Origin of the sequence: Mesorhizobium sp. M1322 (genome assembly GCF_040318085.1) — a bacterium.
In the GTDB taxonomy this organism is placed as follows: Bacteria; Pseudomonadota; Alphaproteobacteria; order Rhizobiales; family Rhizobiaceae; genus Mesorhizobium.
In genome coordinates, this window is record NZ_JAMYLP010000001.1 from 113,398 (window position 1) to 128,942 (window position 15,545).

Consider the following 15,545-nt stretch of genomic DNA (forward strand, 5'->3'; position numbering starts at 1 on the left):
AGATCAGAAGAGAGGCATCATGGCCAATACCTCCTCGGCCAAAAAGGCAACGCGCAAGATCGCCCGTCGCACGGCGATCAACAAGAACCGCCGCTCGCGCGTGCGGACCTACATCCGCCAGGTCGAAGAGGCGCTCGCCTCGGGCGACAAGGCTGCCGCGCAGGCTGCTTTCAAGGTGGCGGAACCGGAACTGATGCGCGCCGCGACCAAGGGCGTGGTGCACAAGAATACGGCATCCCGCAAGGTGTCGCGCTTGGCCCAGCGACTCAAGGTGCTGTCGGCCTAATATACCTTTACTGATCTTGTCCTCTTCAAGCCCGGCCGCTCGTGCCGGGTTTTTTCGTTTGCCGGCAAGTACTTAAAAAGAAATCTCGCAAACGGACACTCCGCACGATTTCAATGTTGGAAATGCTTTGCCGGCATATACATGCCTGCTGATACGCGCCGCCGCTGAAAGCGTTCGCGGCGAGAATATCAGCTGTCAAAAATCAGCCATATTTTTCAATAAGTTATTGACGGTCATCCACAGCTTGTTCACATCGGGCGTGAGGGACGGGGAACATTTGCCTGTCAAGAAAATTATTTCAGAAAATTTCGCGCGATGCGGCCTTTTTCATATTCGCCGGAAAAGGGTTTGAATCCCAATGGCTTTGTCAAAACATGCCAGTGCAACGCAGGCTCCGAACCCGTCTGCGCTAACCACATTCCTTAAAAATCCGTTAGTCGTGGCCTTGCCCTATCCACAGCGATTTCGTTAATGTCGGTCTATCGAGAGGGACGGGCCGTTGGCCCTTAACCCAGCCTGAATCGGCCAGCAAAAAATGGCAGAATTCGTGACGTGGATCATTTCCGCGTACGGGCTTGGTTTGTCTTTTCGATACGGTAGGGGATTGGCGTAATTGTACATGGCAGATGAATGACGCGCCGGCGTTTCGCCGGGCGGAATTGTATTGCCCTGACATGACCAAAGCGGGCTGGCTCTGAGGAGCCGGCGCCGGATTCCTGACAATGAGGCGACATCATCTGCCGGCGGCGGCGATGGTGTCGCAGCGAAGACACGGTCGCCGGAAACATGGATGCAGGAGGCGCATTCCCGGCGGAAAAAGGTACAAAAGGACAAGGAACTCGATCATGCAGAGCGGCATCGAAAGGGAGCTTACGGACGACCTGCCATTCCCTGGAACCTTAACCGAAGGGGACGATATGTCGGCTTCCATCGCCGCGGAGCAAAAGTTTGACCGGGTCAAGGCCCAGTTGAAGGCGCGTCTGGGAACCGAAGTCTATTCGAGCTGGTTCGGACGCATGAAGGTCGCCGAGGCGTCCCGGGGCATTGTCCGCATCTCGGTGCCCACCGCCTTCCTGCGCTCGTGGATCAACGGCCACTATCTCGACCTCATCGCCGAGCTGTGGAAACACGAGGATCCTGAAATCCTCAAGATCGAGATCGTCGTGCGCACCGCTACCCGCCCGGGCCGCAACGGCGTTGAGCCCGAAGTGGCCCCGGCGCGCAAGATGACCAGGCAAGTGCAAACGGCGCTGGCCGCGGGAACAGCAGGCCCCGGCAGGGTGGAGCGGGTACCGGCACCTCGCCCGGGAATGCCTGCAGAGACCGAATTCCGGCACAATGTGCTCGGTTCGCCGCTTGACCCGCGCTACACGTTCGGCTCCTTCATCGAGGGTCCGTCGAACCGGGTGGCCTTCGCCGCCGCCAAAGCGGTGGCGGAATCGCAGTCGAGCGCGGTGCGCTTCAATCCGCTCTTTCTTCACGCGACGGTGGGGCTGGGCAAGACGCACCTGCTGCAGGCGATCGCGGCGGAATCGCTGAAGCAAAATCCGAAGTCGCGTGTCGTCTATCTCACGGCCGAATATTTCATGTGGCGGTTTGCCACCGCGATCCGCGACAACAACGCGCTGACGCTGAAGGAACAGCTGCGCGACATCGACCTTCTCATCATCGACGACATGCAGTTCCTGCAGGGCAAGTCGATCCAGCATGAATTCTGCCACCTGATCAACATGCTGCTCGACAGCGCCAAGCAGGTGGTGGTCGCCGCCGACCGGCCGCCGTCGGAACTGGAATCGCTGGAGCCCCGCGTCCGCTCGCGCCTCAACGGCGGCGTCGCACTCGAAATGTCGGCGCCGGATTTCGCTATGCGCATCGGCATGCTCAAGCTGCGCCTTGCCACCGCCAAGGCCGATGATGCGTCGCTCGACATCTCGGAGGAGATCCTCGACCATGTCGCGCGCACGGTGACCGGCAGCGGGCGCGAACTCGAAGGTGCGTTCAACCAGCTTCTGTTCCGCCAGTCGTTCGAACCGCAGATCACCATCGACCGTATCGACGAGATCCTCGGCCACATCTATCGTTCGGGCGAGCCGAAGCGGGTGCGCATCGAGGACATCCAGCGCATCGTCGCGCGCCACTACAATGTGTCGAAGACAGAACTCCTGTCCAACCGGCGCACGCGCACCATCGTCAAGCCGCGGCAGGTCGCCATGTACCTGTCGAAGGTGATGACACCGCGCTCCTTGCCGGAGATCGGACGGCGTTTCGGTGGCCGCGACCACACGACGGTGCTGCATGCCGTGCGCAAGATCGAGGATCTTTCAGGCGTCGACAACACGCTGGCGCAGGAGCTCGAATTGCTGAGAAGACTGATCAACGATCAGGCCTGACCGGCCCGAAAAACAAAGCGTGTCGCATTTGGATGGCTGCGACGCGCTTGAGATCTTTGTTTTTATGCATGTCGTTGCCCCAAAACCGCCGCGCACCCTCGGGTCAGGCCCGAGGGCATGCTTTTGGGCGACAAGCATTGGCCTGCGGACTTCGCCAGTTTTATCCCCAGAAACCCCGCGTAACCGGCCCGAACCGGTAGCGCGGGCTTGCGTTCACGGGTTTTTTCCTGTCAGTTTGTGCAGATTCTGAGCCTGTTCAGACCTTTCGCGGGGTTGCCGCTTGCCGGAGACCCGCTCATTCATTCAAGCGAGCCTGTTTCGTCATGCGTGTTATCCTGGAACGGTCAAATCTCCTGAAGTCGCTCAACCACGTTCATCGCGTGGTCGAGCGGCGCAACACCATACCGATCCTGTCGAATGTGCTGCTGAGCGCCGAAGGCGCCACCCTCGAAATGAAGGCTACCGACCTCGATCTGGAGGTGACCGAAGCCACGCCCGCCAAGGTCGAGCGCGGCGGGGCGACGACGGTTCCGGCGCATCTGCTCTACGACATCGTGCGCAAGCTCGCCGACGGCGCGGAGGTCATGCTGAAGACCGACGAGGACGGCAACGCCATGACGGTGACCTCGGGCCGCTCGAGCTTCCGTCTCCAATGCCTACCGCAATCCGATTTCCCGGAGCTTTCGGCCGGATCGTTCTCGCACATCTTCCGGCTCGATTCGGTCGCGCTCAGGGGCCTGATCGAGAAAACCCAATTCGCCATCTCCACCGAAGAGACGCGCTACTACCTGAACGGCATCTATCTGCACACGCATGACGCCGACGGCAAGCTGAAGCTGCGCTCGGTAGCGACCGACGGCCATCGGCTGGCGCGCGCCGAGATCGACGCGCCGGCAGGATCCGAAGGCATGCCGGGCATCATCATTCCGCGCAAGACGGTCAGCGAGCTGCAAAAACTTGTCGACGACCCTGATATCGCCGTGACCACCGAATTGTCGGACACCAAGATCCGTTTCACCATCGGCAGTGTCGTTTTGACCTCGAAGCTGATCGACGGCACCTTCCCGGACTATCAGCGGGTCATCCCCACCGGCAACGACAAGAAGCTGATCATCGACCGCCAAAGTTTCGCCGCCGCCGTCGACCGTGTCTCAACCATTTCGTCCGAACGCGGCCGGGCGGTGAAGCTTTCGATTGGAGAAGGCCAGGTCACGCTTGCGGTCAACAATCCGGATTCGGGCAGCGCCACCGAGGAACTGGCCGCGGACTATTCGTCCGACGCGATCGAAATCGGCTTCAACGCCAAATATCTGCTCGACGTCGCCGCCCAGTTGACCGGCACTGAGGCAAAATTCATGCTGGCGGATGCCGGTTCGCCAACGCTGATCCACGACATGGCCGACGAAACCACGCTCTACGTGCTGATGCCGATGCGGGTCTAATGCATGTCGCGCAAAAGTGTGCAGCGGTTTTGCGATAACGACATGCATAAAACAACAACCTAAAGCGCGTCGCATGAGGCCGGTCACACGCGGTGCGCTTTAGGCCCGAACGAGGCCATCTCGCTGATATGACCGGAGTTGCGAAGCAGCCTGAGCGCGACCAGCAGATTCATATAAGTAAGCTGTCACTTACAAATTTCCGCAATTACGCAATGCTGTCGATCGACCTCGACCCCGGCGCCGTAATCTTTTCTGGTGACAATGGCGCCGGCAAAACCAACTTGCTCGAAGCAATTTCCCTGCTGACGCCGGGTCGCGGCCTGCGCCGTGCACCTTATGCCGACGTAGCGCGCGAAGGTGGCGACGGCGGCTTTGCCATCCATGCCCGGCTCGATGGGCCGGGCGGCCCGGTCGAGATCGGCACCGGCATTGCAGGCGGCGATGCCGGCGGCGAGGGCGCCCGGCGGGTGCGGATCAATGGCGCGGCAGCGCGCTCGGCGGAGGACATGCTGGAATGGCTGCGCGTCGTCTGGCTGACACCGGCGATGGATGCATTGTTCACCGGGCCGGCCGCAGACCGCCGGCGCTTTCTCGACCGGCAGGTGCTGGCGATCGATCCGGGCCACGGCAAGCGCGCGCTCGACTACGAAAAAGCGATGCGCGGCCGCAATCGGCTGTTCGCGGAAGGCTCGCGTGACGGCGCCTGGTTCGATGCGATCGAGACGCAAATGGCCGAAACCGGTGTGGCGATTGCCGCGGCGCGTGCCGAACTGGTGCGCCTGCTCGCCGCCATGATCGACAGGCTGCCAAGCGCCGGTCCGTTTCCGCAAGCCGACATCGGCCTGTCGGGCACATTGGAGAGCGAAGTCGGCACCACCGCGGCTGTCGATGTCGAAGAGCGGTTCCGCCAAGCGCTTGCCGAAGGCCGCGATCGCGACCGCGCCGCCGGGCGCACGCTCGACGGCCCGCATCGTTCGGATCTCGTGGTGCGGCACCGGCCCAAGGCGATGCCGGCCGAACTCTGTTCGACCGGCGAGCAGAAGGCGCTGCTGGTCGGCATGGTCCTGTCGCATGCCCGGCTGACCGGCGAGATGTCGGGCATGACGCCGATCCTGCTGCTCGACGAAATCGCTGCCCATCTCGACGCAGGCCGGCGTGCCGCGCTGTTCTCGATCCTCGAAGAGCTGAACTGCCAGGCTTTCATGACCGGAACCGATGCGGCGCTGTTTTCCAGTCTCAAGGAACGCGCGCAGTTCCTGACCGTCGATCATGGCACGGTTAGGCCAACCATCTGAACTTTATGCTTGACGTTATCCCAAAACCGCCACGCACTTTTGGGCGACATGCATTCACGCCTGACAAGATTTTTGCGCCGCGCTAAGGTCTGCCGATGACTCCTCTGACCGACGAAGAACTCGAACGCTACGCCCGCCACATCGTGCTGCCTGAAATCGGTGGCGCTGGCCAGCAGCGACTGAAGCGTGCCCGGGTCCTGGTCATCGGCGCCGGCGGGCTGGGGGCGCCGGTGCTCGAATATCTTGCCGCCGTAGGCGTCGGCACGCTCGGCATCGTCGACGACGACAGCGTCTCGCTATCAAACCTACAAAGACAGGTGATCCACGGCACCGACACTGTCGGCATGGCGAAAACCGACAGTGCCAAAGCGGCGATCGCCCGCATCAATCCCAACGTCGCCGTGGAACTGCACAATCTCAGGCTGACGGCGGACAACGCCCCTGCTCTCGTAGCCCGCTATGACATCGTCGTCGACGGCTCCGACAATTTCGAAACACGCTATGCGGTGGCCGACGCCTGCGCCGCGGAAAAGCGGCCACTGGTACATGCCGCCGTCGGCCGCTTCGACGGCTCGGTGACCGTGCTGAAACCGTTCGAGACCGGCACGGACGCCAGGCCGAATCCAAGCTATCGCGATCTTTTTCCGGAACCGCCGCCGCCCGGCCTGGTGCCATCCTGCGCTGTGGCCGGCGTGCTCGGCGTGCTGACCGGCGTCGTCGGCACGCTGCAGGCGATGGAGGTGATCAAGCTGATCGCCGGCATCGGCGAGCCGCTGGTCGGCCGGCTGCTGCTTTACGATGCGTTGGCCGCGCGGTTCGATACGATCCGCTACAAGAGAAACTAGATCTTGGGTAGCCCGGTTTCCATCGCCCAGCTTCCGGCCGATTTCGACCGATGGGACGAGGTGCTGGCGCTGATCATGAGCGCCTTCGCCTCGATGGACGGCGTCATAGATCCGCCATCCTCGGCGCATCGGCTCACGGTCGAATATCTCCGGGACAAGGCCCGGCAAGAGACTGGCTTTGCGGCGCTGAAGGACGGCAGGATCGTCGGCTGCGTTTTTGTTCTGGAGCGGACCGATGATTTCTATGTCGGAAAGCTGGCGGTGGACCCGGGCCTTCAGCGGCAAGGCGTCGGCAGGCAGATGATGCAAGCTGTCGAGGATCTTGCCCGCAACCGCGGCAAGCCGGCGATCGAGCTTCAGACGCGGGTCGAACTGACCGGAAACCACGCGGCCTTTGCCCGCCTCGGCTTTCGCGAAACCGAACGGACGGCGCACAACGGCTACGACAATCCGACCTCGATCACCATGCGCAAGGTGCTTTCGTAAGCATACGCTAACTTAAGATGAGCATCACGTCCGCAGCGGCAGCACGCGGTCGGGCGGGCGATGGCCATCGAAGAAGGCGCGGATGTTGATGATCACCTTCTCGCCCATATCGATACGGCCTTCGAGCGTCGCCGATCCCATATGCGGCAACAGCACGACCTTGCCCTTGGCGGCGAGCTTCAGCAACTTGCTGTTCAGCGCCGGCTCATGCTCGTAGACATCGAGGCCCGCCCCGGCGATCTTGCCGTCCTGGATCAGCTTGACCAGAGAATCCTCGTCGATGATGTCGCCGCGCGCTGTGTTGACGATGTAAGCAGACGGCTGTAAAAGCGCCAGCCGCCGCGCCGAAAGCAGGTGGAAAGTCGCCGGCGTCGACGGACAATTGACCGATATGATGTCCATGCGGGCAAGCATCTGGTCGAGGCTTTCCCAATACGTCGCCTCCAGCTCGTCCTCGACCGCCGGCAGCACGCGATGGCGGTTGTGATAGTGGATCGACAGGCCAAAGGCCTTGGCCCGTCGGGCGACAGCGGTGCCGATGCGGCCCATGCCGACAATGCCGAGGCGTTTGCCCCAGATACGCCGGCCGAGCATCCAGGTCGGCGACCAGCCGGCCCATTTCTTGTCACCGGTCAGCACATTGGCGCCTTCCGCCAGCCGCCGCGGCACCGCCAGCATCAGCGCCATGGTCATGTCGGCCGTATCTTCGGTCAGCACATTCGGCGTGTTGGTGACGGTAATGCCCTTCTTCGCAGCTGCTGACACGTCGATCTTGTCGACGCCGTTACCGAAATTGGCGATCAGCTTGAGGTTGTCGCCAGCCTGAGCGATCAGCGCCGCGTCGATATGATCGGTTATGGTCGGCACCAGCACGTCGGCTTCCTTGACCGCCGCGACCAGTTCTGGCTGCGTCATTGGCCTGTCATCGACATTCAGCCGGGCGTCGAACAGCTCACGCATGCGGGTCTCGACCGGGTCGGGCAGCTTGCGCGTGATGACGACGAGGGGCCTTTTTCTGCCTACCATTGTTTCCTCGAACCCGACCTCGTTGAGACCTCTTTAACCAAGACAGGCGAAACTGCAGGCCGGTCGCGGTGCCAGTTCATCATGTAACAAGAGGTTCCGCCGAAGACAAAGAAAAAGGGGCGCCAAGGCCGATGAGCCGGCGCCGAAAGGAATGAAAGTGTCTGGTTTCGCGTCGCTCCGCCTGGCCCTCAGCGCAGCATTTCTCGGCGCTCTCCTTCATTCCCCGCATGTGGCGGCACAGAATGCGGCAGCACCCGCCCAGAGCGCAACGCTCGGCCCGAGCGGCCTGCCGCTGCCGCGTTTCGTCAGCCTGAAAGCGGGCCGCGTCAACTCCCGCGTCGGACCAGGCGTCAACTATTCCGTCGACTGGATGTATATGAAGCCCGGCCTGCCGATGGAGATCATCCAGGAATTCGACACCTGGCGTCGTGTGCGCGATGCCGACGGCTCGGAAGGCTGGATCAACCAGTCGCTGCTTTCAGGCCGCCGCACGGCGATCGTAGCTCCCTGGCAGCGGGGCAAAGATGCCCGAGTCAACCTTCTCGACGACCCGGAAAAGGATGCCAGCATCGTCGCGATCATCGAGCCGGGCGCCATGGGCACGATCAAGTCCTGTGACGGCCAGTGGTGCGAAATGACCTTCAACGGCCACACCGGCTGGCTCGCCCAGTCGCTTGTCTGGGGCGCCTATCCGGGCGAACGGGTCAAGAACTGACCTCTTCTTGTCGGTTCGGGATCACGGCCGAGACTGTATCTCGCGGCCTCATGAAGCGCGGATCAATCGGAGCGTTTGGGGCGCAGCCTCACCACGATATCGACATTGGCGATCTCCATGCCTTCCGGCGGCTTCGGCAGGTTGGAAACCGTGACAGGACCGCTGGCGATATCGAAGATCCTGTTTTCGCCTTCAATGTAGAAATGATGGTGATCGGAGGTGTTGGTGTCGAAGTAGGTCTTCGACCCCTCGACGGCCAGGATGCGCAGAAGGCCCGCCTGGGTGAATTGATGAAGGGCGTTGTAGACGGTGGCAAGCGAAACCGGCACGCCGGCGGCGATCGCCTCCTCGTGCAACTCCTCGGCCGACAGATGGCGGTCGCCTTTGGCGAAAAGCAGATCGGCCAACGCAATGCGCTGACGCGTCGGCCTCAGGCCAGCTTCGCGAACCCGCTTGTCCACAGCGACATTTTCCTTCCGGCAGCCCAGATCCATCTATCCGTCCAAGCTCAAAGTTTTGCCTCAAGACATGCCCAGAATGCCAAAAACCGAACATTGAGCGAAACTGGACACCCCCCGACATATATTCTGTCGGCCGAATACGATCAATAGCGCGCATTGACCCAGGCAGACGGGCAGGTTAAGCGCAAACGCCGGTTTCCGGCCGGAAATAGATTGTGTTAGGAAACCAACGACAAGGGCGCGCTACCGCCCGGACGATTACGGGGACGAGATTGATGGCGGTTTCGAAATCCAGCTACGATTACGAAGAACTGCTTGCCTGCGCCCGCGGCGAGCTGTTCGGACCTGGAAACGCCCAGCTCCCCTATCCGCCGATGCTGATGTTTGACCGCATCACCGAAATCAGCGAGACGGGCGGTGCCTTCGACAAGGGTTTCATCCGCGCGGAATTCGACATCAAGCCGGACCTGTGGTTTTTCGCCTGCCATTTCATCGGCAATCCTATCATGCCGGGGTGCCTGGGTCTCGACGCCATGTGGCAATTGACGGGATTCTACCTCGGCTGGCTCGGCGAGCCGGGCAAGGGCATGGCGCTCTCGACCGGCGAAGTGAAATTCAAAGGCATGGTGACGCCGTCGGTCAAGAAGGTGGAATATGCCGTGGACTTCAAGCGCGTGATGCGCGGCCGGCTGGTGCTCGGTATCGCCGATGGCTGGCTGAAGGCGGATGGCGAACCCATATACGCAGCAACGGATCTCAAGGTGGGTCTGTCCAAGCAATCGGCAGCCGCCTGACCGGCCGCCTCCACAGCGCCGCGAGTCCGCGGGACGCGCAAAGGAAGCTGTAGAACTTAATTGCGCATGATCCTTGTCCGACAGGTTTCGGGCTCATGCGCCGGAAGGAGTTGCGAATGAGACGGGTCGTAGTGACAGGCCTCGGCATCGTGTCGTCGATCGGCAACAATGCCAATGAGGTGCAGGCCTCGCTCCACGATGCCAGGTCCGGCATCAGCTTTTCCGATTCCTTCGCCGAACACGGCTTCCGCTGCCAGGTCTGGGGAGCGCCGACGCTCGACCCCTCCGCGCTGATCGATCGTCGCGCCATGCGCTTCCTCTCGCAAGGTGCGGCTTGGAACCATGTCGCCATGGACCAGGCTATCGTGGACGCCGGGCTTGGCGAGAACGACATCACCAATGAGCGCACCGGCATCGTCATGGGATCGGGCGGACCATCGACCCGAACCATCGTCGAAGCCGCCGAAACTACGCTCAAGAACGGCAGCCCCAAGCGCATCGGCCCGTTCGCCGTGCCAAAGGCGATGTCGTCGACCGCTTCGGCGACACTCGCCACCTGGTTCAAGATCCACGGCGTCAACTATTCAATCTCTTCGGCCTGCTCGACCTCGGCGCATTGCATCGGCAATGGCTACGAACTGATCCAGTGGGGCAAGCAGGACATGGTCTTCGCCGGCGGTCATGAGGATCTCGACTGGACGATGTCGGACCTGTTCGACGCGATGGGTGCCATGTCCTCCAAGTTCAACGACCGGGCATCGGCCGCCTCGCGCGCCTATGACGTCGATCGCGACGGCTTCGTCATTGCCGGCGGCGCCGGCGTGCTGGTCCTGGAAGAGCTCGAGCACGCCAAGGCGCGCGGCGCAAAGATCTACGCCGAGGTCGTCGGCTATGGCGCGACCTCCGACGGCTACGACATGGTGGCGCCCTCGGGCGAAGGCGCGGTGCGCTGCATGCGGCAGGCGCTGGCGACGGTCTCTTCGCCGGTCGATTACATCAACACGCATGGCACCTCGACGCCGGTCGGCGACTCGAGGGAAATGGGCGCGATCCGCGAGGTGTTCGGCGAAAAGATGCCTTTCATCACCTCGACGAAATCGCTGACCGGCCATTCGCTGGGTGCGGCCGGTGTGCAGGAATCGATCTACTCGATCCTGATGATGCAAGGCGGCTTCATCGGCGAAAGCGCCCACATCGAGCAGCTCGATCCGGAATTCGAGGGCATGCCGATCGTGCGAGAGCGCATCGACAACGCCAGGATCGACACCGTTTTATCCAATTCGTTCGGTTTCGGCGGCACCAACGCAACGCTGATTTTCCAGCGCTATTCCGCATAAGGATTGCCGACCATGGACGGATTGATGAAGGGCAAGCGCGGGCTTGTCATGGGTGTCGCCAACGACCATTCGATCGCCTGGGGCATCGCCCGGAAACTGTCCGAGCATGGGGCAGAACTCGCCTTCACCTATCAGGGCGAAGCCTTCGGGCGCCGGGTCAAGCCGCTCGCCGACAAGCTCGGTTCCTCGCTGGTTGTGCCTTGCGATGTCGAGGACAGCGCATCGGTTGCCGCTACCTTCGAGACCTTAGGCGAAGCCTGGGGCGGGCTGGACTTCGTCGTCCATGCCATAGGCTTTTCCGACAAGAACGAGCTGAAGGGCCTTTACGCCGACACCAGCCGTGACAATTTCGTCCGCACCATGGTCATCTCCTGCTACTCCTTCACCGAGGTCGCCCGTCATGCCGCCGCGCTGATGAAGGGCAGCGGCTCGATGATCACGCTGACTTATGCCGGTTCCGTCCGTGTCATGCCGAACTACAACGTCATGGGCGTGGCCAAGGCCGGTCTGGAAGCCAGCGTCCGCTATCTCGCCAACGACTATGGCCCGCGCGGCATCAGGGTGAACGGCATATCCGCGGGACCGGTGCGGACACTGGCCGGCGCCGGGATTTCCGATGCACGCCACATGTTTTCCTACCAGCAGCGCAACTCGCCGCTGCGCCGTACAGTGACCATCGACGAAGTCGGTGGTTCCGCGCTCTACCTCCTGTCCGACCTGTCGTCGGGCGTCACCGGCGAAATCCACTATGTCGATTCCGGCTATCACATCGTCTCGATGCCGGCGCTGGATGAGTTGAAGCGGATCGACAACGGGCGAGAATAATTCGGCCCGTAGAAGATGCCTTGGTCTGGTGAACTCCGCGTTCAGCGGCGCGCCGCGAGAACCTTGAACATGCCATCGCGGGCGATCTCGGCATGGTTGGAGAAGGCGGCCGCCAGCACCGGCTCGTAGGGAAGCTGGCGGTTCGCCACCATGAACAGCCGCCCACCCGGCTTCAGCGCCTTTGCCGCCGCGCGGATCATGCCGGCACCGATCTCCGGCTCGGTCGCCCGGCTGCGATGGAAGGGCGGGTTCATGACGATGGCGTCATAGCGCCGCTCGACCGGCTCGCTCAAAAGATCGATCCAGAAGAAATTGGGCTCCGCCGCTGTGTTGCCGATATTGCCTTTCGCCGCCTCCAGCGCATCGAACTCGGCCTCGTAGAGTTCGAGCGCCGATATGCCAGGTGAGCGGGCGGCGACCTCGGCCGCCACATAGCCCCAGCCGGCGCAGAAATCGGCAACGCTGCCACGGAGGTCGGTAGGCAGGTTGTCCACCAGCAATTTCGAACCTGTATCGATCTTGTCGAAAGAGAACATGCCTGGCGCGGTGCGGAACCGGGTCTCGAGCAGAAGGGTTGGATTGGCGGCGCGAAGCGCTGCCGCGACGACCGCAGCGTCGGCCGGTCGACGGAACCAGAAGGCGATGCCGTGATGTTTCGGCAATTGGCCGTCGAGCGGCACAAGCTCGCCGATGCGCTTGCGCAGGCTGGCAATGCCATCGTCCTTGGCGCCGGCAACGATAATCGATCCGCCCGGCCTCACACACTCAATCGCCTCAGCGATGCGCAATTCGTTTCGCCCGCGATGACGGCCGGCAAGCACCAGTGCCACATCGAAACCTTCGCCCTCCAGGCGCGGCGTGACCGTGAATCCCGACCGCTGCAGCGCACGAAAATGCGGGCGGAAGCCTTGCACCAGATGCAGTGCTGCATCGAAACCTTCGGGCAGGTGGAAGCCCGGTTCAGCGCCGAGAAAGAGGACACGCTCGCCCTTATGCGGCAAGGTGACAGCTTCGGCCTCAAATGGGTGGAACAGTGTCTTCAGCGGCTCGGCGGACATTTTTTCGATCTCGAAGTGCAGCTGGATTGCTTTGAAAATGAAAACGGGCGCCACCTTCCGGCGCGCCCGCTTCGATTGCATCGTCAGGTCGCTCAGGCGGCGTCTTCTTCGCCTTCGGCTTTCTTGTCGCGGGCGATTTCCTTGCCCGTGGCCTGGTCGACGACCTTCATCGACAGGCGGACCTTGCCGCGCTCGTCGAAGCCCATCAGCTTGACCCAGACCTTGTCGCCTTCCTTGACGACGTCAGAGGTCTTGGCGACGCGATCATTGGCGAGTTGCGAGATGTGGACGAGGCCGTCACGCGGACCGAAGAAGTTGACGAAAGCGCCGAAGTCGGCAGTCTTGACGACCGTGCCCTCGTAGATCTCGCCGACTTCCGGCTCGGCGACGATGGTGTGGATCCACTTCTTCGCCGCCTCGATCTCCTTGGCGTTGGACGAAGCGATCTTGACCGTGCCGTCGTCCTCGATGTTGATCTTGGCGCCGGTCTTTTCGACGATCTCGCGGATGACCTTGCCACCCGAGCCGATCACGTCGCGGATCTTGTCGGTCGGGATGTGCATGACCTCGATGCGCGGCGCGAATTCGCCGAGTTCGGAACGCGCGCCGGACAGCGCATGGCCCATTTCGCCGAGGATATGCTGGCGGCCATCCTTGGCCTGGTCCAGCGCGATCTTCATGATCTCCTCGGTGATGCCCTCGATCTTGATGTCCATCTGCAGCGAGGTGATGCCGTTGGCGGTGCCCGCGACCTTGAAGTCCATGTCGCCAAGATGGTCCTCGTCGCCAAGGATATCGGAGAGCACCGCGAAGCGCTCGCCTTCCTTGATCAGACCCATGGCAATGCCGGCGACCGGCTTGGCCAGCGGCACGCCGGCATCCATCAGCGCCAGCGAGGTGCCACAGACGGTGGCCATCGACGACGAACCGTTGGACTCGGTGATCTCCGAGACGACGCGCAGCGTGTAGGGGAACTGGTCTGATGTCGGCAGCATCGGGCGGATCGCGCGCCAGGCCAGCTTGCCGTGGCCGATCTCGCGGCGGCCGGGCGAACCCATGCGACCGGTTTCACCAACCGAATAGGGAGGGAAGTTGTAGTGAAGGAGGAACTTCTCCTTGTACATGCCGGACAGCGAATCGACATACTGCTCGTCCTCGCCGGTGCCGAGCGTGGCGACGACCAGCGCCTGGGTCTCGCCGCGGGTGAACAGCGCCGAGCCATGGGTCCGCGGCAGGACGCCGACTTCGGAGACGATCTTGCGGACCGTCTTCAGATCGCGGCCGTCGATGCGCGAACCGGTGTCGAGGATGTTCCAGCGCACCACCTTGGCCTGGAGCTCCTTGAATACGGTGCCGATCTGCTCGGACGTATACTTGGCTTCTTCGCCTTCTGCGGGCGCGAACGCAGCCTTGACCTTCGCCTTCACGGCGTCGACGGCGGCATAGCGCTTCTGTTTGTCGGTGATCTTGTAAGCGTCGCGAAGCTCGCCTTCGACGATCTTCAGCATCTCGGCTTCAAGCGCCGAATAGTCTGGCGCGGTGAAATCGCGCGGGTCCTTGGCGGCGACCTCGGCCAGCTTGATGATCGCGTCGATCACCGGCTGGAAGCCGCGGTGGCCGAACATGACGGCGCCGAGCATCAGATCCTCGCCGAGCTCCTTGGCTTCGGACTCGACCATTAGCACTGCGTCTGAGGTGCCGGCGACGATCAGGTCAAGCTTGGACTCCTGCATCTCGTCGACATGCGGATTGAGCACATATTCGCCATTGATGTAGCCGACGCGGGCGCCGCCGATCGGGCCCATGAAGGGGACGCCGGACAGCGTCAAGGCCGCCGAGGTGGCGACGATCGACAGGATGTCCGGATCGTTTTCGAGATCATGCTGGACGACGGTGACAACGATCTGCGTGTCATTCTTGTAACCGTCAGCGAAGAGCGGGCGGATCGGACGGTCGATGAGACGGGAGACCAGTGTTTCCTTTTCGCTCGGACGGCCTTCGCGCTTGAAATAGCCGCCCGGGATCTTGCCGGCGGCATAGGTCTTTTCCTGATAATTGACGGTCAGCGGGAAGAAATCGAGGCCGGGCTTCGGTTCCTTCATCGAAACGACGGTGGCGAGAACCTTGGTTTCGCCGTAGGTGGCGAGCACCGCGCCGTCAGCCTGGCGCGCAATCTTGCCGGTTTCGAGGATGAGCGGACGGCCGCCCCATTCGATTTCCACTTTGTGATGATTGAACATGTCTTGTCCTTCATATGCGGAAAGGGCCGCGCCGTTTCACCGTGCGCGAGTGCCCCTTTCCCCTGGCTTCGTTTCTCGGGCAGCCACGGGCAAGACAACGGGAAGCTCGGGTAAATCCGGCGCGGTGGCCGCGCGAGCGTCCTGCAATCCTGCCCCATGACCGTCCATGGGCGGTTTCGAATGGCCCTGTGCTATCTCGAAACCGGGTCTGGCCAATCGATCCGACTGGCCTTGCGCATGATCCCGAAAACCGCGGCCTTCGGAAAATGCCTTGCGCAAATTCAAACTTTCAGAGCGTCCTATGTGCGCGTCCAAATCGATGCGCGGCGCTCTACTTCCTTCATT

The 15,545-nt window shown here is 62.0% G+C and carries 14 protein-coding genes; 10 read left to right on the top strand and 4 right to left on the bottom strand.

Features of this window, described 5'->3' with window-relative positions:
* The first annotated feature begins 19 nt into the window (after positions 1-19).
* The 6 genes from rpsT to NKH12_RS00550 all read left to right on the top strand — a co-directional run bounded on the left by rpsT (position 20) and on the right by NKH12_RS00550 (position 6,744).
* A complete protein-coding gene (gene rpsT / locus NKH12_RS00525; RefSeq protein ID WP_029356919.1) occupies positions 20-286 on the top strand; it encodes a 30S ribosomal protein S20 in 267 nt (88 codons plus the stop codon).
* 917 nt (positions 287-1,203) lie between these two features.
* Entirely contained in the window at positions 1,204-2,676 is a 1,473-nt protein-coding gene (gene dnaA / locus NKH12_RS00530) for a chromosomal replication initiator protein DnaA (protein WP_352951430.1), read from the top strand.
* A gap of 323 nt (positions 2,677-2,999) precedes the next feature.
* Positions 3,000-4,118 carry a DNA polymerase III subunit beta gene (gene dnaN, locus NKH12_RS00535; protein ID WP_095487902.1) on the top strand — a complete coding sequence of 373 codons (1,119 nt, stop codon included), beginning with the start codon at positions 3,000-3,002 and terminating at the stop codon, positions 4,116-4,118.
* 128 nt (positions 4,119-4,246) lie between these two features.
* Entirely contained in the window at positions 4,247-5,413 is a 1,167-nt protein-coding gene (recF, locus tag NKH12_RS00540) for a DNA replication/repair protein RecF (protein WP_352951384.1), read from the top strand.
* 95 nt (positions 5,414-5,508) lie between these two features.
* Positions 5,509-6,258 carry a molybdopterin-synthase adenylyltransferase MoeB gene (locus tag NKH12_RS00545; protein WP_352951385.1) on the top strand — a complete coding sequence of 250 codons (750 nt, stop codon included), beginning with the start codon at positions 5,509-5,511 and terminating at the stop codon, positions 6,256-6,258.
* Positions 6,259-6,261: 3 nt separating this feature from the next.
* Positions 6,262-6,744: a GNAT family N-acetyltransferase gene (locus NKH12_RS00550; RefSeq protein ID WP_502910711.1), complete on the top strand. Its 483-nt coding sequence runs from the start codon at positions 6,262-6,264 to the stop codon at positions 6,742-6,744.
* A gap of 24 nt (positions 6,745-6,768) precedes the next feature.
* On the opposite strand, the gene NKH12_RS00555 is transcribed toward NKH12_RS00550, so the two are convergent.
* Complete coding sequence (locus NKH12_RS00555; RefSeq protein WP_352951386.1) at positions 6,769-7,770, bottom strand: 2-hydroxyacid dehydrogenase; 1,002 nt, start codon at positions 7,768-7,770, stop codon at positions 6,769-6,771.
* 157 nt (positions 7,771-7,927) lie between these two features.
* Here NKH12_RS00555 and NKH12_RS00560 point away from each other — a divergent pair, with 157 nt between their 5' ends.
* Positions 7,928-8,485, top strand: a complete 558-nt coding sequence (locus NKH12_RS00560) for an SH3 domain-containing protein (protein WP_352951387.1) — start codon at positions 7,928-7,930, stop codon at positions 8,483-8,485.
* Between the two features lie 62 nt (positions 8,486-8,547).
* Here the strand turns inward: NKH12_RS00560 and irrA are convergent, their stop codons facing one another.
* Entirely contained in the window at positions 8,548-8,979 is a 432-nt protein-coding gene (irrA, locus tag NKH12_RS00565) for an iron response transcriptional regulator IrrA (protein WP_352951388.1), read from the bottom strand.
* Positions 8,980-9,221: 242 nt separating this feature from the next.
* Between irrA and fabA the strand changes: the two genes are divergently transcribed.
* The 3 genes from fabA to fabI all read left to right on the top strand — a co-directional run bounded on the left by fabA (position 9,222) and on the right by fabI (position 11,902).
* Positions 9,222-9,740, top strand: coding sequence for a 3-hydroxyacyl-[acyl-carrier-protein] dehydratase FabA (gene fabA / locus NKH12_RS00570; protein WP_352951389.1), 519 nt, complete (start codon positions 9,222-9,224; stop codon positions 9,738-9,740).
* Positions 9,741-9,856: 116 nt separating this feature from the next.
* Complete coding sequence (gene fabB / locus NKH12_RS00575; RefSeq protein WP_352951390.1) at positions 9,857-11,077, top strand: beta-ketoacyl-ACP synthase I; 1,221 nt, start codon at positions 9,857-9,859, stop codon at positions 11,075-11,077.
* Positions 11,078-11,089: 12 nt separating this feature from the next.
* Complete coding sequence (gene fabI, locus NKH12_RS00580; protein WP_352951391.1) at positions 11,090-11,902, top strand: enoyl-ACP reductase FabI; 813 nt, start codon at positions 11,090-11,092, stop codon at positions 11,900-11,902.
* 41 nt (positions 11,903-11,943) lie between these two features.
* Here the strand turns inward: fabI and NKH12_RS00585 are convergent, their stop codons facing one another.
* Positions 11,944-12,960 (bottom strand): class I SAM-dependent methyltransferase, encoded by a 1,017-nt coding sequence (locus NKH12_RS00585; protein ID WP_352951392.1) that lies wholly within the window; start codon positions 12,958-12,960, stop codon positions 11,944-11,946.
* A gap of 92 nt (positions 12,961-13,052) precedes the next feature.
* Positions 13,053-15,200 carry a polyribonucleotide nucleotidyltransferase gene (pnp, locus tag NKH12_RS00590; RefSeq protein WP_352951393.1) on the bottom strand — a complete coding sequence of 716 codons (2,148 nt, stop codon included), beginning with the start codon at positions 15,198-15,200 and terminating at the stop codon, positions 13,053-13,055.
* Between the last annotated feature and the right edge of the window lie 345 nt (positions 15,201-15,545).

Coding starts and splice junctions, on each gene's coding strand:
- rpsT (WP_029356919.1), top strand. CDS start 20: ATGGCCAATACCTCCTCGGCCAAAAAGGCAACGCGCAAGATCGCCCGT.
- dnaA (WP_352951430.1), top strand. CDS start 1,204: ATGTCGGCTTCCATCGCCGCGGAGCAAAAGTTTGACCGGGTCAAGGCC.
- dnaN (WP_095487902.1), top strand. CDS start 3,000: ATGCGTGTTATCCTGGAACGGTCAAATCTCCTGAAGTCGCTCAACCAC.
- recF (WP_352951384.1), top strand. CDS start 4,247: ATGACCGGAGTTGCGAAGCAGCCTGAGCGCGACCAGCAGATTCATATA.
- NKH12_RS00545 (WP_352951385.1), top strand. CDS start 5,509: ATGACTCCTCTGACCGACGAAGAACTCGAACGCTACGCCCGCCACATC.
- NKH12_RS00555 (WP_352951386.1), bottom strand. CDS start 7,770: ATGGTAGGCAGAAAAAGGCCCCTCGTCGTCATCACGCGCAAGCTGCCC.
- irrA (WP_352951388.1), bottom strand. CDS start 8,979: ATGGATCTGGGCTGCCGGAAGGAAAATGTCGCTGTGGACAAGCGGGTT.
- fabA (WP_352951389.1), top strand. CDS start 9,222: ATGGCGGTTTCGAAATCCAGCTACGATTACGAAGAACTGCTTGCCTGC.
- fabB (WP_352951390.1), top strand. CDS start 9,857: ATGAGACGGGTCGTAGTGACAGGCCTCGGCATCGTGTCGTCGATCGGC.
- fabI (WP_352951391.1), top strand. CDS start 11,090: ATGGACGGATTGATGAAGGGCAAGCGCGGGCTTGTCATGGGTGTCGCC.
- NKH12_RS00585 (WP_352951392.1), bottom strand. CDS start 12,960: ATGTCCGCCGAGCCGCTGAAGACACTGTTCCACCCATTTGAGGCCGAA.
- pnp (WP_352951393.1), bottom strand. CDS start 15,200: ATGTTCAATCATCACAAAGTGGAAATCGAATGGGGCGGCCGTCCGCTC.